22 protein-coding genes are annotated in these 22,610 nt (G+C 44.1%); 1 reads left to right on the top strand and 21 read right to left on the bottom strand.

Translation table 11 applies throughout. The annotated features are described in order from the left end of the window. Positions 1-35 precede the first annotated feature (35 nt). From AB4249_RS21435 to AB4249_RS21410, 6 genes are all read right to left on the bottom strand, one after another. Positions 36-674 (bottom strand): response regulator transcription factor, encoded by a 639-nt coding sequence (locus AB4249_RS21435; protein WP_017060961.1) that lies wholly within the window; start codon positions 672-674, stop codon positions 36-38. Beyond that, positions 667-2,022: a cache domain-containing protein gene (locus tag AB4249_RS21430; protein WP_017063573.1), complete on the bottom strand. Its 1,356-nt coding sequence runs from the start codon at positions 2,020-2,022 to the stop codon at positions 667-669. Before AB4249_RS21430 ends, AB4249_RS21435 begins: the two co-directional genes overlap by 8 nt. A gap of 104 nt (positions 2,023-2,126) precedes the next feature. Beyond that, positions 2,127-3,410 carry a TRAP transporter large permease subunit gene (locus AB4249_RS21425; RefSeq protein ID WP_029235146.1) on the bottom strand — a complete coding sequence of 428 codons (1,284 nt, stop codon included), beginning with the start codon at positions 3,408-3,410 and terminating at the stop codon, positions 2,127-2,129. 11 nt (positions 3,411-3,421) lie between these two features. Then, positions 3,422-3,964, bottom strand: coding sequence for a TRAP transporter small permease subunit (locus AB4249_RS21420; RefSeq protein WP_010438170.1), 543 nt, complete (start codon positions 3,962-3,964; stop codon positions 3,422-3,424). A 221-nt stretch (positions 3,965-4,185) separates the two neighbouring features. After that, positions 4,186-5,280, bottom strand: coding sequence for a TRAP transporter substrate-binding protein (locus AB4249_RS21415; protein ID WP_086049632.1), 1,095 nt, complete (start codon positions 5,278-5,280; stop codon positions 4,186-4,188). Between the two features lie 552 nt (positions 5,281-5,832). Next, a complete protein-coding gene (locus tag AB4249_RS21410) occupies positions 5,833-6,225 on the bottom strand; it encodes a hypothetical protein (RefSeq protein ID WP_017060956.1) in 393 nt (130 codons plus the stop codon). 220 nt (positions 6,226-6,445) lie between these two features. Here AB4249_RS21410 and AB4249_RS21405 point away from each other — a divergent pair, with 220 nt between their 5' ends. Next, the gene (locus AB4249_RS21405) at positions 6,446-7,246 is read left to right on the top strand and encodes a DUF2982 domain-containing protein (protein WP_017060955.1); all 801 of its coding nucleotides are present in this window, start codon (positions 6,446-6,448) and stop codon (positions 7,244-7,246) included. Between the two features lie 111 nt (positions 7,247-7,357). Here the strand turns inward: AB4249_RS21405 and AB4249_RS21400 are convergent, their stop codons facing one another. The 15 genes from AB4249_RS21400 to nrfB form a co-directional block, all read right to left on the bottom strand. Then, the gene (locus tag AB4249_RS21400; RefSeq protein ID WP_017060954.1) at positions 7,358-8,011 is read right to left on the bottom strand and encodes an MBL fold metallo-hydrolase; all 654 of its coding nucleotides are present in this window, start codon (positions 8,009-8,011) and stop codon (positions 7,358-7,360) included. Between the two features lie 205 nt (positions 8,012-8,216). Then, positions 8,217-8,765, bottom strand: coding sequence for a YcbK family protein (locus AB4249_RS21395; protein WP_017060953.1), 549 nt, complete (start codon positions 8,763-8,765; stop codon positions 8,217-8,219). Positions 8,766-8,963: 198 nt separating this feature from the next. Further along, a complete protein-coding gene (locus AB4249_RS21390) occupies positions 8,964-10,502 on the bottom strand; it encodes a murein L,D-transpeptidase (protein WP_372104711.1) in 1,539 nt (512 codons plus the stop codon). A gap of 80 nt (positions 10,503-10,582) precedes the next feature. Beyond that, on the bottom strand, positions 10,583-11,671 hold the full coding sequence (locus AB4249_RS21385) for a DUF1513 domain-containing protein (protein ID WP_372104709.1): 1,089 nt from the start codon (positions 11,669-11,671) through the stop codon (positions 10,583-10,585). Further along, positions 11,661-12,722: an imelysin family protein gene (locus AB4249_RS21380; protein ID WP_136973606.1), complete on the bottom strand. Its 1,062-nt coding sequence runs from the start codon at positions 12,720-12,722 to the stop codon at positions 11,661-11,663. Before AB4249_RS21380 ends, AB4249_RS21385 begins: the two co-directional genes overlap by 11 nt. Positions 12,723-12,864: 142 nt before the next feature. Further along, positions 12,865-14,253 (bottom strand): di-heme oxidoredictase family protein, encoded by a 1,389-nt coding sequence (locus AB4249_RS21375; RefSeq protein ID WP_372104706.1) that lies wholly within the window; start codon positions 14,251-14,253, stop codon positions 12,865-12,867. A gap of 111 nt (positions 14,254-14,364) precedes the next feature. Beyond that, positions 14,365-15,624, bottom strand: a complete 1,260-nt coding sequence (locus tag AB4249_RS21370) for an imelysin family protein (protein ID WP_017063566.1) — start codon at positions 15,622-15,624, stop codon at positions 14,365-14,367. 176 nt (positions 15,625-15,800) lie between these two features. Continuing rightward, entirely contained in the window at positions 15,801-16,397 is a 597-nt protein-coding gene (gene ribA, locus AB4249_RS21365) for a GTP cyclohydrolase II (RefSeq protein WP_009848836.1), read from the bottom strand. A 249-nt stretch (positions 16,398-16,646) separates the two neighbouring features. Beyond that, positions 16,647-16,823, bottom strand: a complete 177-nt coding sequence (locus AB4249_RS21360) for a hypothetical protein (protein WP_017063565.1) — start codon at positions 16,821-16,823, stop codon at positions 16,647-16,649. Positions 16,824-16,912: 89 nt separating this feature from the next. Beyond that, positions 16,913-17,353 carry a heme lyase NrfEFG subunit NrfF gene (gene nrfF, locus AB4249_RS21355; protein WP_004733377.1) on the bottom strand — a complete coding sequence of 147 codons (441 nt, stop codon included), beginning with the start codon at positions 17,351-17,353 and terminating at the stop codon, positions 16,913-16,915. Continuing rightward, entirely contained in the window at positions 17,350-17,904 is a 555-nt protein-coding gene (locus tag AB4249_RS21350; RefSeq protein WP_004733376.1) for a DsbE family thiol:disulfide interchange protein, read from the bottom strand. The genes nrfF and AB4249_RS21350 overlap by 4 nt, the downstream gene beginning before the upstream one ends. After that, on the bottom strand, positions 17,885-19,801 hold the full coding sequence (locus AB4249_RS21345) for a heme lyase CcmF/NrfE family subunit (RefSeq protein ID WP_372104703.1): 1,917 nt from the start codon (positions 19,799-19,801) through the stop codon (positions 17,885-17,887). The genes AB4249_RS21350 and AB4249_RS21345 overlap by 20 nt, the downstream gene beginning before the upstream one ends. 128 nt (positions 19,802-19,929) lie before the next feature. Continuing rightward, positions 19,930-20,904 carry a cytochrome c nitrite reductase subunit NrfD gene (gene nrfD, locus AB4249_RS21340; protein ID WP_372104700.1) on the bottom strand — a complete coding sequence of 325 codons (975 nt, stop codon included), beginning with the start codon at positions 20,902-20,904 and terminating at the stop codon, positions 19,930-19,932. Between the two features lie 2 nt (positions 20,905-20,906). Then, positions 20,907-21,593, bottom strand: coding sequence for a cytochrome c nitrite reductase Fe-S protein (gene nrfC, locus AB4249_RS21335; RefSeq protein ID WP_017060985.1), 687 nt, complete (start codon positions 21,591-21,593; stop codon positions 20,907-20,909). A gap of 3 nt (positions 21,594-21,596) precedes the next feature. Next, positions 21,597-22,181 carry a cytochrome c nitrite reductase pentaheme subunit gene (gene nrfB / locus AB4249_RS21330; RefSeq protein WP_008222036.1) on the bottom strand — a complete coding sequence of 195 codons (585 nt, stop codon included), beginning with the start codon at positions 22,179-22,181 and terminating at the stop codon, positions 21,597-21,599. Positions 22,182-22,610 lie beyond the last annotated feature (429 nt).

The raw sequence follows: 22,610 nt of genomic DNA, 5'->3' as shown, positions 1-22,610 counted from the left end.
ATTAAATTACACATTTAACGTTATTTAGCGTAAGATCAGTCCACAAGCCCGGAGCTGACCGCATATTTAGCAAGCTCTGCCGTAGAGTGAATATCGAGCTTATGCTTAATATTTTGCCTATGGGTTTCTACCGTTCGATAGCTGATATTCAGCGCCTTTGCGACCTCTTTACTGCTCTCCCCTTTTGCGACTAATTTCAGCACAGCCTCTTCACGTCTGCTCAATGGATTCTTGACAGATGGCGTGGGAGTAATCGGCTGAGTAAACAAATTCTGCGTGACTTTTTCACAGAAATAGGTCGATCCTTGATTGACCGTTTTGATTGCCTGTACCATTTTTTCAGCCGAAATCTCTTTCAACATGTAACCGACAGCACCCGACTGCATCACCTTCATGATGTATTCACGGTTGTTATGCATGGTCAGCATCAGGACCTTGGCTTCTGGGTCTTCTTCTTTAATCAGATGGGTGGCATCAATGCCATTCATGATAGGCATGCTGATATCCATCAACACCACATCAGGGCGCAGAGACTTAACGACCTCTACCGCTTCTAGTCCATTGCTGGCCGTACCTATCACGCTAATATCTGGCTCGAGTTCCAATCTCGCCATAAAGCCATCCAGTACCACTTGGTGATCATCAGCAATCACAACTCGAATAACTTCACTCATTCATTAATCCCTCTAGTGTCAGTAACACTGTAATTTCCGTTCCGAGGCCAATCTCACTCATCAATTCAAAGTCACCACCGATGAACTCCACTCGCTCTCTCATGTTACGCAGCCCGATCCCTCGTTTTTCCATCGCTTTATAGGTGTTGAAACCGACACCGTTATCTTGAATCAGTAGTTGCAACACATTACCAATTTGCTGAGCGATAACCGTTACTTTGGTCGCTTGTGCATGTTTTTCTATATTATTCAGCGACTCTTGCACGACTCGATATAGGGTCGTCGCCGCCTCTGATTTTAACTTACCAGGTTGAGTAGCAAACATGGTCTCGACTTCTATGCCCGAGTGCGCCTGAAAATCTAACAGTAATGAAGACAATGCCGCTTCTAAGCCTATGTCATCCAATGAACTTGGACGAAGTTGATGCGAGATGTGCCTCACTTCTTCGATCGCTCGCATCAGTGAATGCTGCGACTTATTCAAATGTGCTTTAAGGTCTTCATTTTGTAGCTTATTACCGAGCAGTTCCAAATGGCAACGACTCGACACTAATAATTGGTTAATACCATCATGCAACTCACGCGCTAGATGCTTCTTCTCGTCTTCTTGGAACATCACCGTCTTATGCGCCAGCTCCTTTAAGTTGTTATCAGCAATCCGATGTTCATGCATGTTAATAGCCAAGGTCAGCACGATGATGACCGCGACCGTTACGCTCAAAATCACCACAATCGAAAAGAACGTGGTTTCAATATTCTTATTTATCGCAGCCTGCATCGAAGCCACTTCTTGGTGTACGTCTTCAATATACAAGCCGGTGCCAATCATCCAGTCCCAACGCTCTAACCAAGCGGCGTAGCTCAGCTTAGACACCACCTCACCCGTCGACGGTTTTTGCCACAAATACTGGTGAAACCCGCCTCCGGTTTGCGCTTCTCTTAACAGAGCCTCTATCAGAAAATCGCCATCTTCATCTTGCAGTTGGAGTAGGTTTTGGCCTATCAATTCTGGCTGAATTGGATGAACCAAGTTGGTCCCGAGGCGATCGTATGCGAAGAAGTACCCATCAGAGCCATATCTAAGTTTAGACAATATGGTTCGAACTTTTTTTTTGGCTTGGGCTTCTTGGATATTTGGATCGTTATAGACGTGTTCTATGGCGTCGAACGCGAGATCAACCGTGTCTTTGAGGGCGTTTTCACGCGACTTGATTAGGCTGTCTCTAAAGATCTCGACTTCTTTAGCGCCTAACGTCTTAGTCTGGTGCAGCGAGATCCAACTAATACTCGCCGTTACCAGCAGCAACGGGAGCAACGTCAGCAAAATCAGCTTGGCTTTTAGAGGCATTCCTTTCCCTCACAAAAAACGGCTTACTGAACATCAATAAGCCGTTTTACTTTAGCAATTTATAGATAGCCGTCGAAACATATCATTCACATTCTTGGCTTCACTCACATTCCATAGAAAGATGGGAAAGCGAGAAGTGATCCAAGTACGAGGATTTGAATCAGAATGAACGGCATCACACCTCGGTAGATGTCCTTAGTCGTCACGCCTTTCGGTGCTACGCCTTTTAAATAGAACAAACTAAAACCAAATGGCGGCGTTAAGAAGGAAGTTTGTAGGTTCATCGCAATAAGGATAGCGAACCATGTCATGTTGATGCCCATCAGTTCAGCAACTGGCGCAATGATCGGCACGATGATGAAACAGATCTCTACGAAGTCGATGAAGAAACCCAGAATCAGAATCACCAGCATGGTAATGATCAGGAAGCCCCATTTTTCACCTGGCAGTTGTAGCATCCACTCTTCAACCAGATAGTCGCCACCAGTGTAGGTAAACGCCATTGAGAATGCCGTTGCACCCAACAAGATAGCAAATACCATCGCCGTTACTTTCACCGTCTCTTTCGACGCCTCGTACACCATCGACCAACTAAATTGACCGTAAAGCAGTGCAAGTATCATCGCACCCGCGCCACCTAATGCGGCTGACTCTGTTGGCGTAGCAACACCTGCGAAGATAGAGCCCAGTACAACAATGATTAACGCTAGAGGCGGAAGAATCGCTTTCAGTGCATTAAACACTTCCTGCTTACGGCTGATGGAGTCATCACGTTCAATAGGTTGAGCCGCTTCAGGGTGTAGCTTTGCGTATATCAAGATATAAACGATGTACGCGCCGACCAGCATCACGCCCGGCCAAATCGCCGCTTGGAACAAGTCGCCTACTGGAACACCTAGAACATCACCCAATAGAATCAATACGATGGAGGGTGGAATGATCTGCCCTAGCGTACCAGACGCACAAATAGTGCCGCAGGCTAAGCCTTTGTCGTAATTGTACTTGAGCATTACAGGTAGGGAGATAAGTCCCATAGCAACAACAGAAGCACCAACCACGCCAGTAGAAGCGGCAAGCAATGATCCTACTAATACCGTCGAAATTGCGATACCACCACGAACCCCACCAAACAATCTGCCCATAGACTCAAGCAACTGCTCAGCAAGCTTGGTCTTCTGTAGAACAAGCCCCATGAAAACAAACAATGGAACGGCCATCAGCACCGTATTTTCCATGATCGATTGAATTCGATATGGCATGAAGGCAAACATCTCAATGCCCTCAGCCCAAACACCAAAGATTAATGCGATACCGCCAAAGGTAAACGCTACTGGGAAGCCAAGTAAAAGTGCAAACAAGGCGACAAAAAACATTACTATTCCAATCATGTCAGCCTCTACTAATTCTTTGTGTGAATATTATTTGCGTGGATAAGGTGCGGATTAAAAATCTTGTTCAGTGAATGCAGGATCAAACCCACGCCACTGAGCGCCATTAAGAAGAATGACAGCGGGATCATAGCTTTGATGATCCAACGATAAGGCAAACCACCGGGATCGCCTGAGGTCTCACCCAACTCATAACTCTCTTTAGCAACATCGATACCAAACCAAGCCACCAACAAACAAAACGGAAGCAGGAAGACAACCGTGCCAAGCAAATCAATAATGGCTTGAGCTTTAAAACTCAGCTGCTCGTAAAACACATCAACTCGAACATGCCCACCCGCTTTGATGGCATAAGGAACACCTAACAGAAATACGGCTGAGAAAAGGTGCCATTCCATCTCTTGAAAGGCGATTGAGACATCGTTGAAGGCATATCTCATGACAACGTCATACACGACGTTAGCGATAAGTAAAATAAACAACATACTGGAAAGCCATCCCAGTGCATCACCGATACGATTAAACAGGCGTTCAATATAAATTAGACTTCGCATTCCCGACTCCATGGAATTTGAAAAGACATCGCGTATTGAGTTAGTGCAGCTAAAACGAGTAGCGCTAACCAGATTCACGACATAGAAAGGGTTCTTGGGATCGTATACAGGATTTATCCTGCTTAATTATTATGATTTGAATGAACCCGCCGCTTACTCACTCTCAGTTACCTAGTAAGAAAAGCTTTGGGTTCATTTATCTTTAGTTCAACAAATGTCGACTATTTCGCTTGGCTATTTAAATAAGCTCTGTGTGAAATATCCGTCCATGAACGAACTTGTTCTAGGTAGCTTGCTTGTGAAGCTTGGATCTCTTTTGCTAATTCATCTTTCTCAGCATGCTTAGCTAATAGGCGATCATTTGCTTCTTTCAATGCAGCCATAACCTCTGGTGGGAAATCTTTCACTTGTACATCTGGGTATTCTGTCTTCATTGAAACCCAGTTCTTACCACTTTCGTGCGTTGCTTGTGTGTACATGTCGTAAGCCGCAGTACGCATTGCAACACGTAAGATTTCTTGTAGGTCTTCAGGCAGCTTGTTCCATGTACGCTTGTTCACTAGGAATTGAAGCTCTGAACCCGGCTCGTGCCAACCTGTGTAGTAGTAAGGCGCGATTTTGTGGAAGCCCATTCGTAAATCCAGCGATGGACCTACCCACTCTAGTGCATCAATCGTGCGACGCTCTAGAGACGTGTAAAGTTCACCTGGGGCAATGTTCGTCGGTTTAGCACCTAGCTCAGCAAGAATCTCGCCTGCAAAGCCCGGGATTCGCATTTTCAGACCTTGTAGATCTTCAACGCTGTTGATCTCTTTTTGAAACCAACCCCCCATCTGGATATCCGTGTTACCACCAGGGAAAGACATCAAGTTATGTGGAGAGTAAACCTGCTCCATTAACTCCATACCACCACCGTGATAGAACCACGCGTATTGTTCTGCTGGCGTCATACCGAAAGGCATAGAAGTGAAGTAAAGAGTGTTTGGAACTTTACCTTTCCAGTAGTAAGAGCCTGAGTGACCCATGTCGTATTGACCAGACTTAACCATGTCAAAAACGCCAAGAGGTGCTTTGTGTTTGTTTGCTGAATCGATTCTGATTTGCAGTCGACCATTCGACATCTTCTCAGCCATCGCCGCCATGTTTTTGGTTGCATCACCGAAAACTGGGAAGTTTGGTCCCCAAGTTTCCGCAAGTTTTAAACGGTAAACCTTATCAGCGGCTGTAGCACCAGTAGCGACCAAAGCTAAACAAGCCGCAGCAGTTACTGCAACGTTTTTAAAAACTCGTGTGAGGGAGTTAGAAATGAGACTCATGTTCACGTCCTTTGTTGGGTTAACACTCTTTCTATGAGCATTTTTTATGATTCAACATAAGAGTGCACCGTGATGAGGCAACAAGATATCAGGGAGAGCACGCACGCATGGCGTTAACAAAGTTACGTATTAGACCAAAGGATTAAGTAGAACTACGTAGGAGATGATTGAATAGTGTCGATTTCAAAGGAGTTTGGATATTCACCAAGGCAATGCGTATTGATAAATACCTAAGTATTAATAATTAAATACTCTTAACAATTGATTGCCATTTCGTGATGAAGCTCTATTCATTGCTGTATTTTAGGGAAAAAATCAAGGCTTTGCTCTCTTGATCTACCTAGCTAACGCCCTAATTTAGTGCTTGCTGATTCGAAGCTCTGACACGAGACAACACTAATCAGTTAAGCCGTATATCGAATTGGAATTGAGATTATAGAGCCTAGGTTTAGGCTTGGATTTGGGCTCGGACTTGGCATAATGTGCCAGATACAAAAAAGCCTCGAAAATCGAGGCTTAAAAACTTAACGAAGCGAATGTAATCCCACAGGATTAGATAGCTTTGTAGATAACCTTGTTACCTGCTAGCTGCTCTTTCGCTACTAGGTTTTCTTCAAGAAGTTTTTTCAATGCGCCTGTTGCCCATGAAGCTGCTTTCGCGTCTTCTTGACCAGCTTCTAGGCCGATACCTTTAGGGTTAATGCCTTCAGCATTGCTAACAACGATGTCTAGAACTTGTTGTTGCTTAGGAGTCAGTGCTACTGCAACTTCTTTAGTTGCTGCTACTGCTTTCTCTACCGCTGGTTTTGCTGCTACAGTTTTTTCTGCTACAACTTTCTCTGCGACAGGCTTCGCTTTTTTCGGCGTTGCCACTGCTTTAACTACAGCCGCTTTAGTGCGTTTCTGCAGTTTAGCCTGCACCTTACGCTTATGAGCAAGTCTCATTGAATATTTCTCCAGTTCACTGCTCTTTTCGCAGTGGTGAAAATTTGAAGCGCGATTTATACCAAAAAACAGGAGCTATTTGTAGAGTGAAGCGTCGAAAGTCGACGAAAAATACCGATATTGTCTACTAGCGTCTATTATTTAAACATCGACTTATCAATTCAGGGTCATATACACTGGTTATCCATCCAGACAAAAATATGAAAACTTGGTGTTACCTATGGACACTCGTCACCTTAGTAATTTCTCTTTGCCTTCATTCACTCGCTCGTACCGTATCCTCGCCATTATTTTAGGCTTCATTTGCTTGATCGTTTCGCTCTACAGTGACAATCCAAAGTTACTGATCGTGGGTGCTTTTTGCAGTATTGCGCTTCTGGGAACTGGCTACTATTTGATGCTGCGCAGCCGAGTGATGTTCACACTTACCCCGACTCATTTTCAGCAGCACTTTTACAAAGGGGGTTGGGTTTTAAAATGGAGTAACATCCAAAAAATTGGTCTTTGCACTTATGAACAAGATGGTTGGCATCAACCTCTGCCCTGGGTCGGAATTAAAGTAAAAGATTACTCGCCCTACCTCGATTCGATTTGCCCTAAAATAACTTGTGAATTATTGCTCAGCCAACGAGCACTTTTGTACTTAGGAGCCAAACAAGCAGGCAAAGAGTCCAACTTTGAGGATATGGTTCTCGACTCATCGCATTACCATGCGCGTTGTACTGAAAGTGGCTGTGTCGAACTAAGCCAATACAAAGAGTCGCAGAATACCGACAACGTAAATTTCAACGATAACCAATCACAGGACAACCTTGATTCACCGAATGAGACAAACAGTCCAAACGCGGTGATTAAAAACTATTCTGGATTGCAGGCGATGCTTGCCAACAGAATGAAATATCAAAGGGGCTTCCACGGTTATGACATTTTCATATCAACCCATGATTTGAATATGAGTGGAGAAGAGTTTGTGGGGCTGGCTCGACGCTACTTGGCTGCCGCTGAACGTCTTTCTGATTAAGGTTTACCAGTAAGTTCACACACAATAAAAAAGCTTAGCTTTCAGGACAAAAGCTAAGCTTCATTTTCAATCAATCGACACAAATAATCGGTTTGAAAATCAAAGATTTAATTAGTACAGAGGCATTTCATCTGCGACGAACGGGTTTGATGCACGCTCGCGACCGAATGTCGATTCAGGACCATGGCCCGGAACGAATGTTACGTCACTGCCTAGTGGCCAAAGCTTAGTCTTGATTGAAGCGATAAGCGTATTGAAGTCACCTTGTGGGAAGTCAGTACGGCCAATTGCGCCGTTAAACAACACATCACCCACAAACGCTAAACGAGCTTGCTCACTGAACAGTACAACGTGACCTGGCGTGTGGCCCGGCGTGTGAATCACATCAATCACTTGATTACCAAAAGTGACTTTGTCGCCCTCTTCTAACCAAGTGTTTGGTTCAAAAGCTTTACACAGTGGGAAACCAAACATCTGACTTTGATTCTCTAGACCTTGTAGCCAGAAGTTGTCTGCCTTATGCGGGCCCACAATTTCAACCTTCAAGATCTCAGCAAGTGGTACCGTACCGCCAACATGATCTAAGTGACCGTGCGTCAGTACCAAGTTCACAACCTTAACACCGAGTTCTTCAATGATAGCCGCGAGTTGTTGAACATCACCGCCCGGATCGACAACGATGCCTTCCATGGTTTCATCACACCACACAATCGAGCAGTTCTGAGAAAAAGAGGTAACAGGTACAACTTGATACTTAAGAGACATATACAAACCTTAAAGAGCGAATCTGGTGAACAACTCGAATATCGCTATGTTATTGGCAACAAACCCAACAATAACAAACTAAACAGCAACAAACTGAGCAGCAATAAACCGAATTATTAGAACAAACTGAAATTTGGGCAAACTATGACATTGGATGTCTACTTTGACAAGTGCCTACCGTATCACTCAATAACTCAGCTTAGCTCTACCAGCTGCGAACTGGACCAGTATCAATGTGGATGAAGTTACTACGAGCGTAATAACCAACACCACCTGCTTGCAGACTTTTAGCTACGTCTCTCAGTTCCTTTAAATCAACACCATCGATACGAAAATCGATCGCTTTACCAAGCATGTGATAGCTCTTTTTAGCGACACCACTCGACTTAGAGCGCAACGCTTCGTTGGTTGCTGGAGAGCGGTAGCCAGAGATGATTTGAACTTCTTTTTGAATACCCAGTACATTTTGAATCTGAGTGATCTGATCAAACAGGTTCTTATCCATTGGATGAATCTCATTGCGGCGGAAGTCACGGCACAGTTTGCTAAGGCGTGCCATCTCGTCACCAACATAGTTAGTGCCATCGAAATAACAAGTCTCTAATCGTTCACCAGTGTGAAGATTGTTCATGCTAATCGTTCTTGGTTGATCCGGGTATGAAGCGAAAGCGATAGAAGGAGTAAGAGAGGCGACTACAGCAGTACCACCAGCGTAAGTCAGAAACTGACGGCGTGAAAATAAACTTTGAGACATACAGCAAAAAAACCAATTAGATCGAACGAAAAATGCACGATACATAATGGAATTTGCTGCGTCAACGTACAAAAACCGTGCAAAACGTTAGTATTTGTAACCTTTGCACGGTTAGTTATTGATACTCATTATAATTTTATCAATAGAAGCTTGGTTGTCATTTTTCAGTCAAGATCACCTTTCTTGACCATATTTCAATCAACCGCCCTCTTTATCATATTGGTAGATATCACCGCGGTATTGTATGCCTCCTTCTTCAAACAACACGGTTTGATAAATGATATGCACTGGAATTCGCTTCTTGAGACGAACCTTAGTATTGGGCGCAAGTTCATCATCCTGATTCGGCACTTTCTTTACCTTAGTCGCAAATAACAACTCCGCGAGTTCCTCGGCATGCTCAACACGAATACAACCAGAGCTATAGGCGCGGAAGTCATCGTTAAACAAGCTTTTACTTGGGGTGTCATGGAGATAGATCGCTCGCTTGTTAGGTGTGTTGAACTTATACAAACCTAATGCATTGCGCGAGCCGGCCTGCTGACGCATTCGATATGGGAAAGAATTGAAATTGATGGTCTGCCAATCGATCTCAGTGGTGTCGACCGTCTCCATAGTGCGCCAACCGTCAATCACTTGGAAGTTGTGTGTATCTAGATAGCTTTCGTCCGCTTTCACCTTAGGCAAGATGTCTTTGACCATGATTTTCCATGGCACATTCCAAGTCGGGTTTAGGATGACCGAATCGAGGTTTATCTCTAAAAGTGGTGTTTTTCGCGACTTTCTGCCCACGACGACTTTGGACTCAAAGACCTCTTCGCCACCTTCCCAATACTTCATATCAAAACTAGGGACATTGACGACGATGAGAGAGTCTCTGTCTCTAGGCCACAAACGAACACGTTCGGCATTCAGAGCCAATGAAGTCAATCGATCATCAAAGCTCATGTTGATCCATTTGATCGTATCTGGCCCGACGATCCCATCGTCTGTAAGGCCGTGCATGCGCTGAAAAGATTTAATCGCCGTTTGCAGATCTCGATCGAACTCGGGAAAATCGACCGCGATCATCGAGGTATCAACACCAACCAAAGCAATGCGCTCAACAAGAACCGTCTTGTCTGAAAGCTCGTCACCCAAGCGCTTCAAACCTTTCTGTCTATATCGTTCAATATTGAGTTCAGAGGCGGTTTCTAACACCGAATAGGTCGCTTTGAATTGGTCAAAATCCCCAACAGGCGGCGCGTAAGACAACACCATCTCCAATAAGTAATCATTGGCAACGCTGCTTTTTAATCTCATCAGAATATGCGGAGAAGGCGCAGGTAATTTGGAATGCAACTTGCCCGAGAAGTACCACTCTTTACCGGCAAGCGGCGCATTTTCAACGTAGCTCAGGTAATAGATAAAGGTATCGGTGAGTAATATGTCCAACTCTTGCCATTGAGCATGGGATTGATAGTGACGAATTTGCTTGAGTTGTCGATCGAAGAGTGGTGCCATTTGAGCTTGTTCGAGAAGCGACAATTGAAATTCAAACGCCTTAACAAGTTCAGGTGAATCCCAAAGAATAGGCAGAGACGAGTCTTGATAAATACTCTGGGTAAGCTCTGGATAAATCAGCATAAAAGAGAGCTCCGAATCAGCCGGAACAAATCGGCTCTCGTCAGAACTCGTATAGCTCCATGCGTGCACAGAAACTAGAACTAATAATCCACAGAAGTATTTTGCGAACATGCTTAACTCCATCACCAACCATCTCATAAGTATGGCAAAGAAATCGGAGTAAGCATGTTATTTTTAAGAGGCTTTATAAATCAGATTGAACTCCAATGGTTATCCCACTGGACCGATGATTGCTGAGTTGATTTCTCATAAGGCTTGCGCTGGCTAACCACACTGCCCGCCCCAGAGCTTAATCGAAACTCACCATCAAACAGCACAGCACCAGAAGCGTCAGATAATGCAGACAGTTCTACTAATTCTTTGGTCTCTTTCGACCAAATACCGTAGCAATTGCCTCTTGGCGAAGTCGCAATAATCCAATCGTCTGACGCCGCAATACTGGCGATATAGTGATTGAACCTTGCCCATTGCTCAGGCTCTGCGTTCAGTGATTCAAACTGGCCGCCTTTAGTATGCATCGCCAATAGCGAAGGATACTCATCTGGTTCACCACGATATTGCTGGCCACAAAGTACCGTTTCAGCACCATCATGGGCTAAATGTCGAATGCTCAGCTTCTTATCCAACAATTCAACCTGATCAAGTAACACACCTTCAGGAGAAACATAACTCAAGCTCGGCAGCATCGAATCGAGGTTTTTCGGTGTTCTACCATCAGTATGAACGCCACCAACGCCGATCGCGAGATTACCATCCGGCATGATGATCACTTCATGTGGGCCGATACCGAAACCAGTGAACTCTTCGACCTTACGATAGCCTTGCGCGACATCGTAAACGCCAATCACGCCTTGGCTGGTGTCGGTTTTCCCTTCAGTGGCATACAATAGTGTGCCGTCTAATGAGTAAACGCCATGACCATAGAAGTGGCGGTTGTTACCTTTCACCACCATTTTGATCTGCTGACCGTTTTTGTAGTCAAACACCATAAAATAGTCACCAGGACGACGGGCAAAAACCACCGCATGTGATGAGGTTGGGCAGATTGCGACGCCATGGCCACGCTCAGGGATAGGTAGCTGGCTCAGTGGCATGCCAAATTCGTCAGCCACAACTGCAGAATATTGACCACGACCATTAAGCGCACAGCCAATCAGTTGGGGATCGTTCGACGCACTCACCCCATCCTTTCGAGTCGCACACCCAAACGGAAGCAATGGAACAGCTGCACAACCCAGTGCAGCCTTGAGTAACGATCTTCGCGTATTATCAGTCACCATCGGTAGCATTAAATCCTATTACCACGCCAAGCTCTATCGCTACTTCTTCATGAATCAGGTACTTCAAACGTTCTAGTTTGTTGTATTGAGTCAGCACCTCTCGGTAGCCCTCTTTGCTCTGTAATAGAGTAAACAAGCTAGAGTCTGTAGGCCAAGTATCTAAGGTTAGCGTGAACTGGGCAGCTACACGATCGGCAAGGTCATTTAAGCCCTTTTCTCTCAATAAACCATCAAGACCATTACCATCTGCTAAGTACAATTTCTCTAGCGCCGCTACGTTCGATTTCAGCTGAGTCATTGAGGTTTGAGCGCGCCATGATTCCGAGAAGTAAGGGCGTGGATGACCAATTTTAGCCATCGGACGACTCAGTTTTTTCATGCTGTAATCAAGTTGATTGGTCAACAAAGCGATGTACTCCGATTCCCAACGCATCTCGTCCAGTGCTAACCACGGGTTAACCTGCCAAGCTTCAGCAATAGAGGCCGATTTCATCGCCAGGTTTTGTGCGATAGCTTGTGAAGATAGACAACCTGAAGCTTTGTCTTGAAGCAATGGAGATTGCTCGTCGTACAGAGACCACTCCAAGGCGCCAAGCCCTTGAACAGTCACACTCTGCTGTGCGATTTCATCTTGTGACCAAGCTTTATCTTGCTGAGTCAGTTGACGCATTTTTAGACCTGTGGTGTTCTTTTTGTCTGGCCAAAACTGAACATTCCAGCTCTGTTCCAATGCCGCTGTTGGGCCTCTTTCTTGTCCTTGCAGTGCCATCCAGCTGTTCATGGTGAGCTGCCACTGATTTTCCAACGCATCCAGCTCAATATTGTTGGTTTCACAGTAACCCTGCATCAAGACTTCCAGCTCACCGGCTTGCTTAGCGAATAGCACGGCTGAATCAAACTCTTGTTGATACACGCTACGGCTGATATGAGCAGTCGTGTCTGCTTGATAAGAGACACCGTTAACCTCAGATGAAGCCGTTTGCTCACCCGATGATTGGCAGCCTGCCATGATTAATACCGACAAAGGCATTAACAAAAATTTATGTGTCATGCTGTTACCTTACTTCCTAATTTTTCTTTTAATTATATGAGTTCACTAAATATGAAACGACCGCTGAACTCGTATTCCTACAAGTTCAGCGGTTGTGTTCTTTAGGTTAGCTGAGTAGTTAAACCGCTAAATCTCAGTCCGACTACAGCGAGTTCAAAAACGCCAGCAGTGCTTCACGCTCAGTCGCATTCAAAGACAGTACGTTTTGTTTTGCCATTTCTGCTTCACCACCATGCCAAAGTACCGCTTCCATAACGTTTCTTGCGCGACCGTCATGAAGTAAGAACGTATGACCGTTCACTTCTTTGGTATAACCTAATCCCCAAAGTGGTGTGGTACGCCACTCTTGACCATTGGCAAGATACTCAGGGCGATTGTCCGCTAAGCCTTCACCCATGTCGTGTAGCAACATGTCGGTATATGGGCTAATTAACTGATTAGATAATGCAGACAGACCTTCTCGCTCTGCCGTGCGAATTTCAGCTTGGTGACAGCTTTGACAACCAATCTCTTTGAACAGATTTTTACCTTGAACAACCGCTGGGTTATCGACATTACGACGAACAGGTACCGCGAGATGCTGCGAATAGAACTCAACAAAATCTAAGATGTTGTCACTGACTTCTGGCTCGCCACCATTTGGAAAATCATCACAGGTTGATTGCGCTGATGTGCAGTTTTCATTCGGAAATAAGCTGCTTGTCAGGCCTAAGTCACCGTTAAATGCCGCCGCATTTTGCTGCATTAAGTTTGGCTGCCCAGCTTTCCAACCAAAACGACCTAGCGCCATTTCATTGGTTTGAACATCAAGAACATAGTTAGCTTTACCCGACACACCCTGTTTGTCTGCCAATTGTTGCTCTGCAAATCCTAGAATCGTTTCTTGTGGGATACTTTCAAGCAGACCTAGGCCGATCATTGGTGGCGCAACACGAGCCGAAAATTCTGTTTTAGGGTGCATTTTACCAAACGCGAGTTCAGTGATTTTTAATGTTGGTTTACGTAGAGTAACAACCGTGCCGTCTTTGAATTCAACAGGAACATCGGTGTAACTGATGTTCACTTTACCCTCTGGTTTCACACCTTGAAGCGCGAAATCTTGTAGCTGTCCACCGTAAGTCGGTTCTGGAATGCCACCATCGCGAATAAAGGCTTGTCGCTGCTCAGGCGTTTCAGCCGGAATGCTTAAACGAACCAACATGGATACTGCGTTCTCATCTCCTTCTTCTGGCGCGTGACCACGACCATCTTTGATGTGGCAGTTTTGACAGCCGTTAGTATTAAATAGTGGTCCTAACCCATCACGAGCATCGGTTGATGACGGTGCAGGAACCCAAGGGTTTCTAAAGAAGCTATTACCTACGCTGAAATCCAAGCGCTTACTCATTGGTAGATTGGCTGCGGGAAGGGAAAAAGCGTTCGCTCCTTCTTTCTTCACGGTCGTTTTGCCGCCAGAGTAGGTTTCATGAGCGTGTAATGGAGATACGAAAAACAGTGCGGTTAATAGTGAGGCTGAGAGATACGACTTCATACATTGCCTTGCTGTGTTTTTGATTTTAGTTTTTATGTGGGTGTGGCTTTCTTGAGGATCAAACAATTAAGGGCTCAATCAGAGCCCTTACATTTGTGTCGGCTCGGGTTCTTAGAACTCGTGATCCGCTGTGTCTGGGTTTAGGCTATCAATGCCAATCACACCCGCAGCACGCTCAATAGCCGCTGTTTGAGACACTAGCGCAACAATTGTTTTGTTTACTAGTGCATTACCCGCAGCGTTGTCAGCAGCGATTAGCTGATCGAAGTGCTGGTTGTTTTTCTCTGCAGACGTTACTAATTCGCCTACTTGTGCACGTGCTAGGTCAAACTGCTTTTGAATCTCTTTCGCAGCTTGCTCATCTTTTTGCTCTACTAGGTCAAACAGGCTAGGACCTGAAAGCAGAGTACCGTCTTCACGCTTGTATAGACCCGTATAAACGTTGTAGATACCTTGCTCGTTGTAGTAGTGAGAGTTGTGCGTGTTATCAGAGAAACAGTCGTGCTCATCTTCAGTAGAGTTAGCTTCTAAAGCCACCTTCATACGCTCACCAGCAAGCTCACCAAGAGACAGTGAACCCATGCCGAATAACATTTTACGTAGGCCGTTTTCGCTAGATTCAGAAAGCAGTTCTTGACGGTAGTTACCTTTCTCGCCTTCAGCCCACTGCTTTTCCATCCATTCTAGGTCTTGGATAAGTAGCTCAGCAGATGCTTTTAGGTATGCGCCACGACGGTCACAGTTGCCGTTAGTACACTCAGCGCCAACAACGAAATCAGTGTAAGCACGCTCACCTGCACCGCTGTTTGTACCGTTTAAATCTTGGCCCCAAAGTAGGAATTCAATTGCGTGGTAGCCAGACGCTACGTTCGCTTCAGAACCACCGATCTCGTTCAAGTCTGCGATTAGCTCAGGGGTGATGTTGGTTGCATCAACGGTAGTCTGACCAATTTGGAAAGTCTTGTTAGCCACGATGTTTGCGCTAGCGCCTTCGTTACCAAGTTCATATTGGTAATCAGTCGAAACATAATCAATCAGGCCTTCATCAAGTGGCCATGCGTTCAGTTGGCCTTCCCAATCATCAACAACAGCGTTGCCGAAGCGGAAAACTTCTGACTGTTGGTATGGTACGCGAGACTCAAGCCAAGCTTGTTTTACTTGTTCGAAGTTGCCAGCAGAAGGAGAAGCTAAGAAGGTATCAATAGAAGAGTTCAACGCTTTTGCTGTAATTACTGAATCTGCAAACACTGCATGCGCAATATCTGCGTAATGTTCTACAACTTGATCTTGAGTTACTGCTGCGAAAGAAGAAGCAGAGGCAAAAATGAGTGACGAAGTTACGGCTTTTGTCACTAAAGATTTAATGGTCATGAAGCATCCTTGTTGAGCTTTAAATTATTATTCGTAGTAATAGTGCAAACCATTATCATTTGCACTACGGATTGAAATAATACAAACTTACAATTTTATTGCAAGATAAATACAAAAAAACCTCACATATGTGAGGTCTTTAAACATTTTTATGTTAAGCGTAACAAAGAGGCTAATCAGATATCCAGATTATGCTTACCGTGTGAGACTTTTGCCTTCAGGTAGCTTTCATTACCCGATTTGATATGAGCAGAGGTATTCACCACTTCTTCAATCTCAATACCAAAAGATTTTAGCTCATTGATCTTCTTAGGGTTGTTGGTGACTAAGCGGATTTTTGTAGTACCTAAGGCGCGTAGCATTTCAGCAGCTTCAGTAAAATCGCGTAGGTCATCGCCAAAACCTAGGTGGTTGTTGGCTTCATAGGTGTTCATGCCTTCGCTTTGCAGACGGTACGCATCGATTTTGTTGTACAAGCCAATACCACGACCTTCTTGGCGAAGATAAAGGATCACCCCACCCGTCTCACCCATAATTCTAATGGTTTCGTCTAACTGCTCGCCACAGTCACAGCGAGAAGAATGGAAAACATCACCAGTCAGGCACTCAGAGTGCATACGAACAAGAGGTATGTCTTGTGTCTTGTCTGCTGATTTAAATATCACAGCAACATGCTCTTTATCTGTTTTCAATCCATGAAAAGACAGAAGTTCAGCATCTATACTGCTTGTTACCCCTACTTTGAAATCTATTCTGGCACGCACTTCCGCCATAGCTATACTCACTTGAAAATTCGATGTATTTAACAACACTACATTATATGTCTAGGCAATATTTTGTAGCTAACTATCTAATGATAGACACTATGAGGCTGTTAACAATTTTTTTCAAGGTCGACCTCGTACAAATTGTTATAATATAACAATTATTTTTCACATAAGAAAAAACCCCACATTGGGATGACCAACATGGGGTTATAAATTAATCAGTTGCGGCTAAGACTACGATTTTTTACAGAACGATCAACTTACTTGAGTTTGCTTCCAGATGACAAGCTGAACCCAAGCGTTCTCTAATTCGGTTAACTCTTCTTGAGTAAGCGTAGAAATGCTCGACTTTGCACTGTATTTTTCTGCCCATTTATCAGATCGGACATGAGTATGGAACTCTTTCTTTAAATTTGAGATTACGTTATCCACAGATACATCCTTATATAACAGTGCTTAGCCTTTATAATCCTTTAATGTTACAAAATACAGGTCAATTGGTAAACAGTAATACATAATTTTTATGAGCTCTTTCTAACACTTTTTACTGATAAATATATAAATAAGAGAAATAATACGCTCGGAAGTAGCCAAAGTAATAAGTTTGAAACACTCATTGCTGGTTTATAGAGCACAAATTCACCGAACCTTTCCGTCATATATTGAGTAATCTCATTATTACTCTTCCCTGCTTTCACCATATTGAATACAACGAGGCGTAAGTCTTTTGCAATTGGAGAGTTCGACTCAATCAAGTTTTGATTCTGGCATTGCGGGCAACGTAGGGTTTTTGCCAATGTAATAGCGCGCTGCTGTTGTTCTGGGTTTTCAAACTCAAACAGTTCAACTTGAATACTCGTATCCTTATTACTGGCTGTAAACAGATCTTCTGCCAAAGTCGGAAAACTAATAACCATAAGCGTAGACAGCACAACGAGTGCTTGTATTAAAGGCTTCATCATCCATTCGCACCATCAAAATACATCGCAAGTTCTTCTTGCCACACTGATTCGTTGATCACGCCCAGTAACTTCTTAATGATTTGGCCATCAGCGTCGACCAGATACGTTTCAGGAGTACCGATTACGCCGAGTTCTAACGCTAGCTTACCTTGAGGATCACTGATCACCGTTGAGTACGGATTGCCATCGCTCGATAACACATTGATCGCTGCCCCGGAGTTATCTCGATAATTGAGCCCAACAATTGGAATACCTTTATCATGAAGTTTGAGCAAAAAAGCGTGCTCAGTTTTACATATACCGCACCACGAAGCCCATACATTAACCAGTTGATAAGGGTGCTGAGTGACATCAGCCAACGTAATTTCCTGTTTACTACTGATGCCTTCACTATTCGCTAACGCAGTAGATATGAATTCTGGGAATGCCCTTTTTTGCTCCGACACAATCGTCGATTGCTGCTTATTATTGAGCGCAAAGGCAAAACCCAACACCACCATTAATGCCAAGATAATTAACGTGATGAGCTTGTTACGAACGCTGGTATGCATACTGTGACGCCTTAACGGTTTTCTTTTTACGATGAGTCAATGAGAGTAAAGCGCCAAGAATGGAGAACAACCCACCAAACCAGATCCAGCGTGCATACGCCTTGTATTGCACTCGAAATGCATAAGCGGTGGAATCGACTTTCTCGCCCATGGTGATATAAACATCGCCATGCCAGAACCACTTCATTGCAGGCTCACTCATGTTCATAACACGAACTTGGTAGTGTCTTCTTTCTGGCGCGATGGAAAAGCTTTGCTCGCTAGCATCTAATTCGAGTATCGCTTTTTCTGCAGTAAAGTTGGAGGCGACATAGAGCTCGGTATCACGATGAGAGAGCGTCCAGCCCATAAACTCAACCTCTTCACCTGGGCTCAATTTGTAACTTCGCTCAAATGAATGGTAACTGTTCATCGCGGCACCTATCGCTAATACTGCGACACCCACATGCGCCAACGTCATCACCCATACTTTGCGTTGAAACTTAGAGTTGCGCGTTACCGCTAAGCCGTAAACATGAGTCAGGGCTACCCAAAACGCAAGTGACCATGTCATTAGCACCATCACTTGGATCGCTTCAACTTGCAAAACATAAGTTACAAAGCCAAGACAGAGAGACAATAAGGCAATAATTCCAATCACACCTTTCGACGCTTGAGGTTTGATACTGAGCAATGGCGCTAACCCTATCACTCCCATCGCAAGCAGAGCCAATGGCGCAATAAGAAGATTAAAGTAAGGTGCGCCCACAGAGATATTTCCAAGGCCAAGTAATTCAAAAACCATTGGGTAGAAGGTACCAAACACCACCACCGCCGTACCCAGTACAAATATAAGTACCGCCACTAAACTCAAAAAACTTTTACTCGCAAAGCTAGTGATTGGATTCGACTCGAAAGATTCACCACGAACAATAAGAAGAGAAAACGAACTCACTAACACCAAAACCAGTATCAGCAACAGCGCGATACCTTTGGTTGGGTCAACTGCAAAAGCGTGTACCGATGTAAGTACGCCAGAACGAACAATAAACGTGCCTAAGATACTCAAGCAAAATGTAATGAAAGCAAGGCTAAGAGACCACTTAAGAAGCTGTTGCTTACCCTTGGCAACGCCTAGACTATGCAGTAAAGCTGTCGAAGTAAGCCATGGCAGCAAGCTGGCATTCTCAACCGGATCCCAGAACCACCAGCCGCCCCAGCCTAATTCGTAATACGCCCACCAAGAGCCAAGAATGATCCCTGCAGTTAAAAAGATCCACGCAACAAGACACCAACTTCGGCAATGGACAACCCAATCAAATTCTATTGGATCAACCAGCAAAGCAGCAACTGCAAATGCCAGCACCACAGAAAAGCCGACATAGCCAAGGTAAAGCAATGGCGGGTGAAAAATCAGACCGACATCTTGCAACATTGGGTTAAGGTCACGCCCTTCTAGCGGTAATGTCGCGTTCATTTCAAATGGGTTTGATGCGAATAAGGTGAACCAAGCAAATATCGCGAGCAGTAGATTCATTACCCACAACACACGGCTTTGGTATTCATTTGAATAGTGTTTTTGTAAGGCGATAACGCCAGACCAGACGCTGATCGTCAGTACCCAAAATAACAAGGAACCTTCATGACCTGCCCATACGGCTGCGAGCTTAAAAAATGAGGGTAATTGAGTATTTGAATGTTCAGCGACATAGAGAATAGAGAAGTCATCACTGACAAAGGCATAGCCAAGCAATACGACAGAAGTGAGAGAAAACAGCGCGCTTGAAAGAGAGAAACTGCGGATTAAACCTAGATTTTGCGTCCGTTTATTTAGCATTTGGTAAAGCGAATGCACACCAATAGTGCTGCTGAGTACAGCAACCAACACCAAACTAAACAGCCCCAAAGAACCGACCATATCACCTCAATAAGGCTCCGCTTGAGCAGAGCCGATCTGAACACGCATCTCATATTTGTTTAAAGCATGTTCATTAATAAGCAGATATTTAGTATCCAACATCTGCTCACTAATAAACTTGAGCAAAATTAAGCTATCGTTAACTGCCCAGCATAAAGAACAAAAGTTCGTAGCATCAATACGCCCATTAGGCTTAGCGAAGTCACGGAGAAAATATACACCGAGCTATGGCGAATTGAAGTTGGTGTAACGGCATTCAGCAGCAAGGGTAAAACCATACCGACACCGATGACACCATACCAGAACCAACTCGCCCAGAAACCACTACCAATTGCATTCCATACTGCTTGTTCACTTTGACCACCAGCGAAGATCAGCCCAGTAAAGAAAGTAATTAGAACAAACAACTCAAACATCACGACTGGACGTTCGAATCCGTGAATCCATGAAATAGTCGGGCTATGAGGTGATTCTTTAAAGACCAGCACACCAAATAAAATACACGCCGCCGCTCCCGAAGATAAGCTCGAGAATAAGAACAAAATCGGCAGCACTGGGTTATTCAATAGTGGGAAAGTATTTAAAGCTGAAAGCAAGAATCCGGTATAAGCGGCAAGCATCAGAGCAAGAACAGCTAAGAATATTTCCAGAGCATTCTCAAACACTTCTAATTTGCCAATCCAATTACCGACAAAATCGAGTCGCCCTTTTAACCATGCTTGATCACTCAAGAATACGGCAATCTGATTTCGGAATATAATGCCGATCCAAACAAATAGGATCACCATATACACTTGGAATAAGATCACACCCATCGACATCACTGACGTCGGATTATAAAAGATCATGATCTTCCAAAATGATAGTGGTTTCGTCAGGTGGAAAACCAAGATCAATAAACCTGAGATGATCCCGAATGGTGCTAGAAAAGCCGTTGCCTTTAATACACCATTATTCGCTGGATCGTCCTCAATCACCTTTCTCTTAAGGTAAATCGAGATCATCACTGCACCCGCTGACATACCCGCCAAAAACAGATAGATAGCAATGATCCAGTCCCAAACCACGGTACCTGATTGAAACGCTGTATCCCATGCACTCATAATCAAATCTCCCCTTTTTGGTGTGGCACTTTATAGAGTTTTGGCTGAGTACCTAGATAAGCCTTATCTCTGTAAACCACTTCAGATTTAAGTACCTGGTTTATCTCGCTCTTAGGGTCATTTAAGTCGCCAAATATCAGCGCATTGGTAGGGCAAGATTCAACACAAGCAGGTAATTTACCTTGCGCAAGATTGGTATCGCGGCAGAAGTTACATTTGTCGGCCGACTTATTCTTAGGATGGAAGAAGCGCACTTGATATGGACAAGCTAGCAGGCAATAACCACAGCCGACACACTTCTCTTTATGTACATCAACAATTCCTGTCTTCTCATCTTTATAGGCGGCGCCTGTTGGGCAAACCATCACACAAGGTGCATTATCACAATGTTGACAAGAGTTACGAGTGAAACGGTAATCAACATTTGGATATTCACCTTGAGGTTCGCTCTTTATGATTTCTAAGCGCGATACGCCTTCAGGCACTTTGTTTACTTCACGACACGCCTCAGTACAAGCAGTACAGCCAATACAAGCGGTTTCGTCATGAACCATTCCGTAACGCTTGGTGCCATCTTCCTGAACATTAGCCAGCGTTTTGCGGCTTGTAACCGCTGCAGTACCTGCAACACCAGTTGTGAAAATAACGGCACCCGCGCCAGCTAAAAAGTTTCTTCTTGAGCAGCTCATAGATTACTCCCCTTCTTTCTTCTGGTTGAAGTCTGAATGGCAATCCACACACAGCTTGATGGTTTGCTTTTTATCTAAGCCAAGCACCTTCGCTTCACTCGCATGCACATCGTGACAGTTTGAACACGTTAAGTTTTGTGCGTGTACGTCATGAGTCCAACTCGCTTCGCGCAGATCATCAGGCTTATGACAATCTATACATTGGCTGTTGGCATCTAGGATTAAGCTAGGATCGAGGAAAACCTTTTCGGTTCCGGGTTGTGATTGAGCCGCGCGATACTTCACCACCTCAGGTGCACCATCACGGTGATCGGGGCCAATAGAACTATGACAATCTGTGCAATTCACTTCACGGCCAAGCAAAGCGTGCGCACTCTCACCATGTGAACCAAATACCGTTTCTTTAGAATCTTTATGGCATTGGACACACTTGTAATCTTTGTCACGTATTAATTCGACTTCATGTCTTGTTGACTCTCCTACTGGCGTAACAGCAGGCTCTGCAACAGCATGAATGGAATAACCATAGAGGCAGAATGCTAGAAGGGATTTAAGCATTATGACTATGGCCAATTTAATATTGCCCATTTTATCCTTTCCTTATACCGGCATTATTTAACTCTCAACTAAATAATATTCCGGTTAAACAAAAGTACCCTTAAACGATATTATTACCGCTTAAATGATATCAATTCTTATTTTGGATAAGCCACAACGCTTTCTATATTTAGAATATACCCCTAATTAGGTAAAGCGAAATATACAAAGGGTAATATGTGAACACAATCACCCTATTTATAGTGAGGGCATGTCGGGTAATTATTTGTTATATATGATAATAATTCTCAATAAGACCAGTCTAACTTGATGTCCATATACCCCTTTAGGGCTATATAAACTTCAACGTGATTGAAGTCACTGTCATTAATTGATCTAAAACAAGCAAACATCCGACACGTAACAAAATGTGTTTATTTATGAATTAATATAAACAGCAATTCTCCAGTTCTTAATTTG

This window comes from Vibrio sp. 10N.261.55.F4, assembly GCF_041470465.1.
Taxonomy (GTDB): domain Bacteria; phylum Pseudomonadota; class Gammaproteobacteria; order Enterobacterales; family Vibrionaceae; genus Vibrio; species Vibrio crassostreae_C.
Note: the sequence above shows the minus strand (reverse complement) of the source record. Positions and strands in the feature narration are given on the sequence as shown.

What these genes read in the sequence shown, in the direction of transcription:
- AB4249_RS21435 (WP_017060961.1), bottom strand. Translation starts at nt 674, where the DNA reads ATGAGTGAAGTTATTCGAGTTGTGATTGCTGATGATCACCAAGTGGTA.
- AB4249_RS21430 (WP_017063573.1), bottom strand. Translation starts at nt 2,022, where the DNA reads ATGCCTCTAAAAGCCAAGCTGATTTTGCTGACGTTGCTCCCGTTGCTG.
- AB4249_RS21425 (WP_029235146.1), bottom strand. Translation starts at nt 3,410, where the DNA reads ATGATTGGAATAGTAATGTTTTTTGTCGCCTTGTTTGCACTTTTACTT.
- AB4249_RS21420 (WP_010438170.1), bottom strand. Translation starts at nt 3,964, where the DNA reads ATGCGAAGTCTAATTTATATTGAACGCCTGTTTAATCGTATCGGTGAT.
- AB4249_RS21415 (WP_086049632.1), bottom strand. Translation starts at nt 5,280, where the DNA reads ATGAGTCTCATTTCTAACTCCCTCACACGAGTTTTTAAAAACGTTGCA.
- AB4249_RS21410 (WP_017060956.1), bottom strand. Translation starts at nt 6,225, where the DNA reads ATGAGACTTGCTCATAAGCGTAAGGTGCAGGCTAAACTGCAGAAACGC.
- AB4249_RS21405 (WP_017060955.1), top strand. Translation starts at nt 6,446, where the DNA reads ATGGACACTCGTCACCTTAGTAATTTCTCTTTGCCTTCATTCACTCGC.
- AB4249_RS21400 (WP_017060954.1), bottom strand. Translation starts at nt 8,011, where the DNA reads ATGTCTCTTAAGTATCAAGTTGTACCTGTTACCTCTTTTTCTCAGAAC.
- AB4249_RS21395 (WP_017060953.1), bottom strand. Translation starts at nt 8,765, where the DNA reads ATGTCTCAAAGTTTATTTTCACGCCGTCAGTTTCTGACTTACGCTGGT.
- AB4249_RS21390 (WP_372104711.1), bottom strand. Translation starts at nt 10,502, where the DNA reads ATGTTCGCAAAATACTTCTGTGGATTATTAGTTCTAGTTTCTGTGCAC.
- AB4249_RS21385 (WP_372104709.1), bottom strand. Translation starts at nt 11,671, where the DNA reads ATGGTGACTGATAATACGCGAAGATCGTTACTCAAGGCTGCACTGGGT.
- AB4249_RS21380 (WP_136973606.1), bottom strand. Translation starts at nt 12,722, where the DNA reads ATGACACATAAATTTTTGTTAATGCCTTTGTCGGTATTAATCATGGCA.
- AB4249_RS21375 (WP_372104706.1), bottom strand. Translation starts at nt 14,253, where the DNA reads ATGAAGTCGTATCTCTCAGCCTCACTATTAACCGCACTGTTTTTCGTA.
- AB4249_RS21370 (WP_017063566.1), bottom strand. Translation starts at nt 15,624, where the DNA reads ATGACCATTAAATCTTTAGTGACAAAAGCCGTAACTTCGTCACTCATT.
- ribA (WP_009848836.1), bottom strand. Translation starts at nt 16,397, where the DNA reads ATGGCGGAAGTGCGTGCCAGAATAGATTTCAAAGTAGGGGTAACAAGC.
- nrfF (WP_004733377.1), bottom strand. Translation starts at nt 17,353, where the DNA reads ATGATGAAGCCTTTAATACAAGCACTCGTTGTGCTGTCTACGCTTATG.
- AB4249_RS21350 (WP_004733376.1), bottom strand. Translation starts at nt 17,904, where the DNA reads ATGCATACCAGCGTTCGTAACAAGCTCATCACGTTAATTATCTTGGCA.
- AB4249_RS21345 (WP_372104703.1), bottom strand. Translation starts at nt 19,801, where the DNA reads ATGGTCGGTTCTTTGGGGCTGTTTAGTTTGGTGTTGGTTGCTGTACTC.
- nrfD (WP_372104700.1), bottom strand. Translation starts at nt 20,904, where the DNA reads ATGAGTGCATGGGATACAGCGTTTCAATCAGGTACCGTGGTTTGGGAC.
- nrfC (WP_017060985.1), bottom strand. Translation starts at nt 21,593, where the DNA reads ATGAGCTGCTCAAGAAGAAACTTTTTAGCTGGCGCGGGTGCCGTTATT.
- nrfB (WP_008222036.1), bottom strand. Translation starts at nt 22,181, where the DNA reads ATGGGCAATATTAAATTGGCCATAGTCATAATGCTTAAATCCCTTCTA.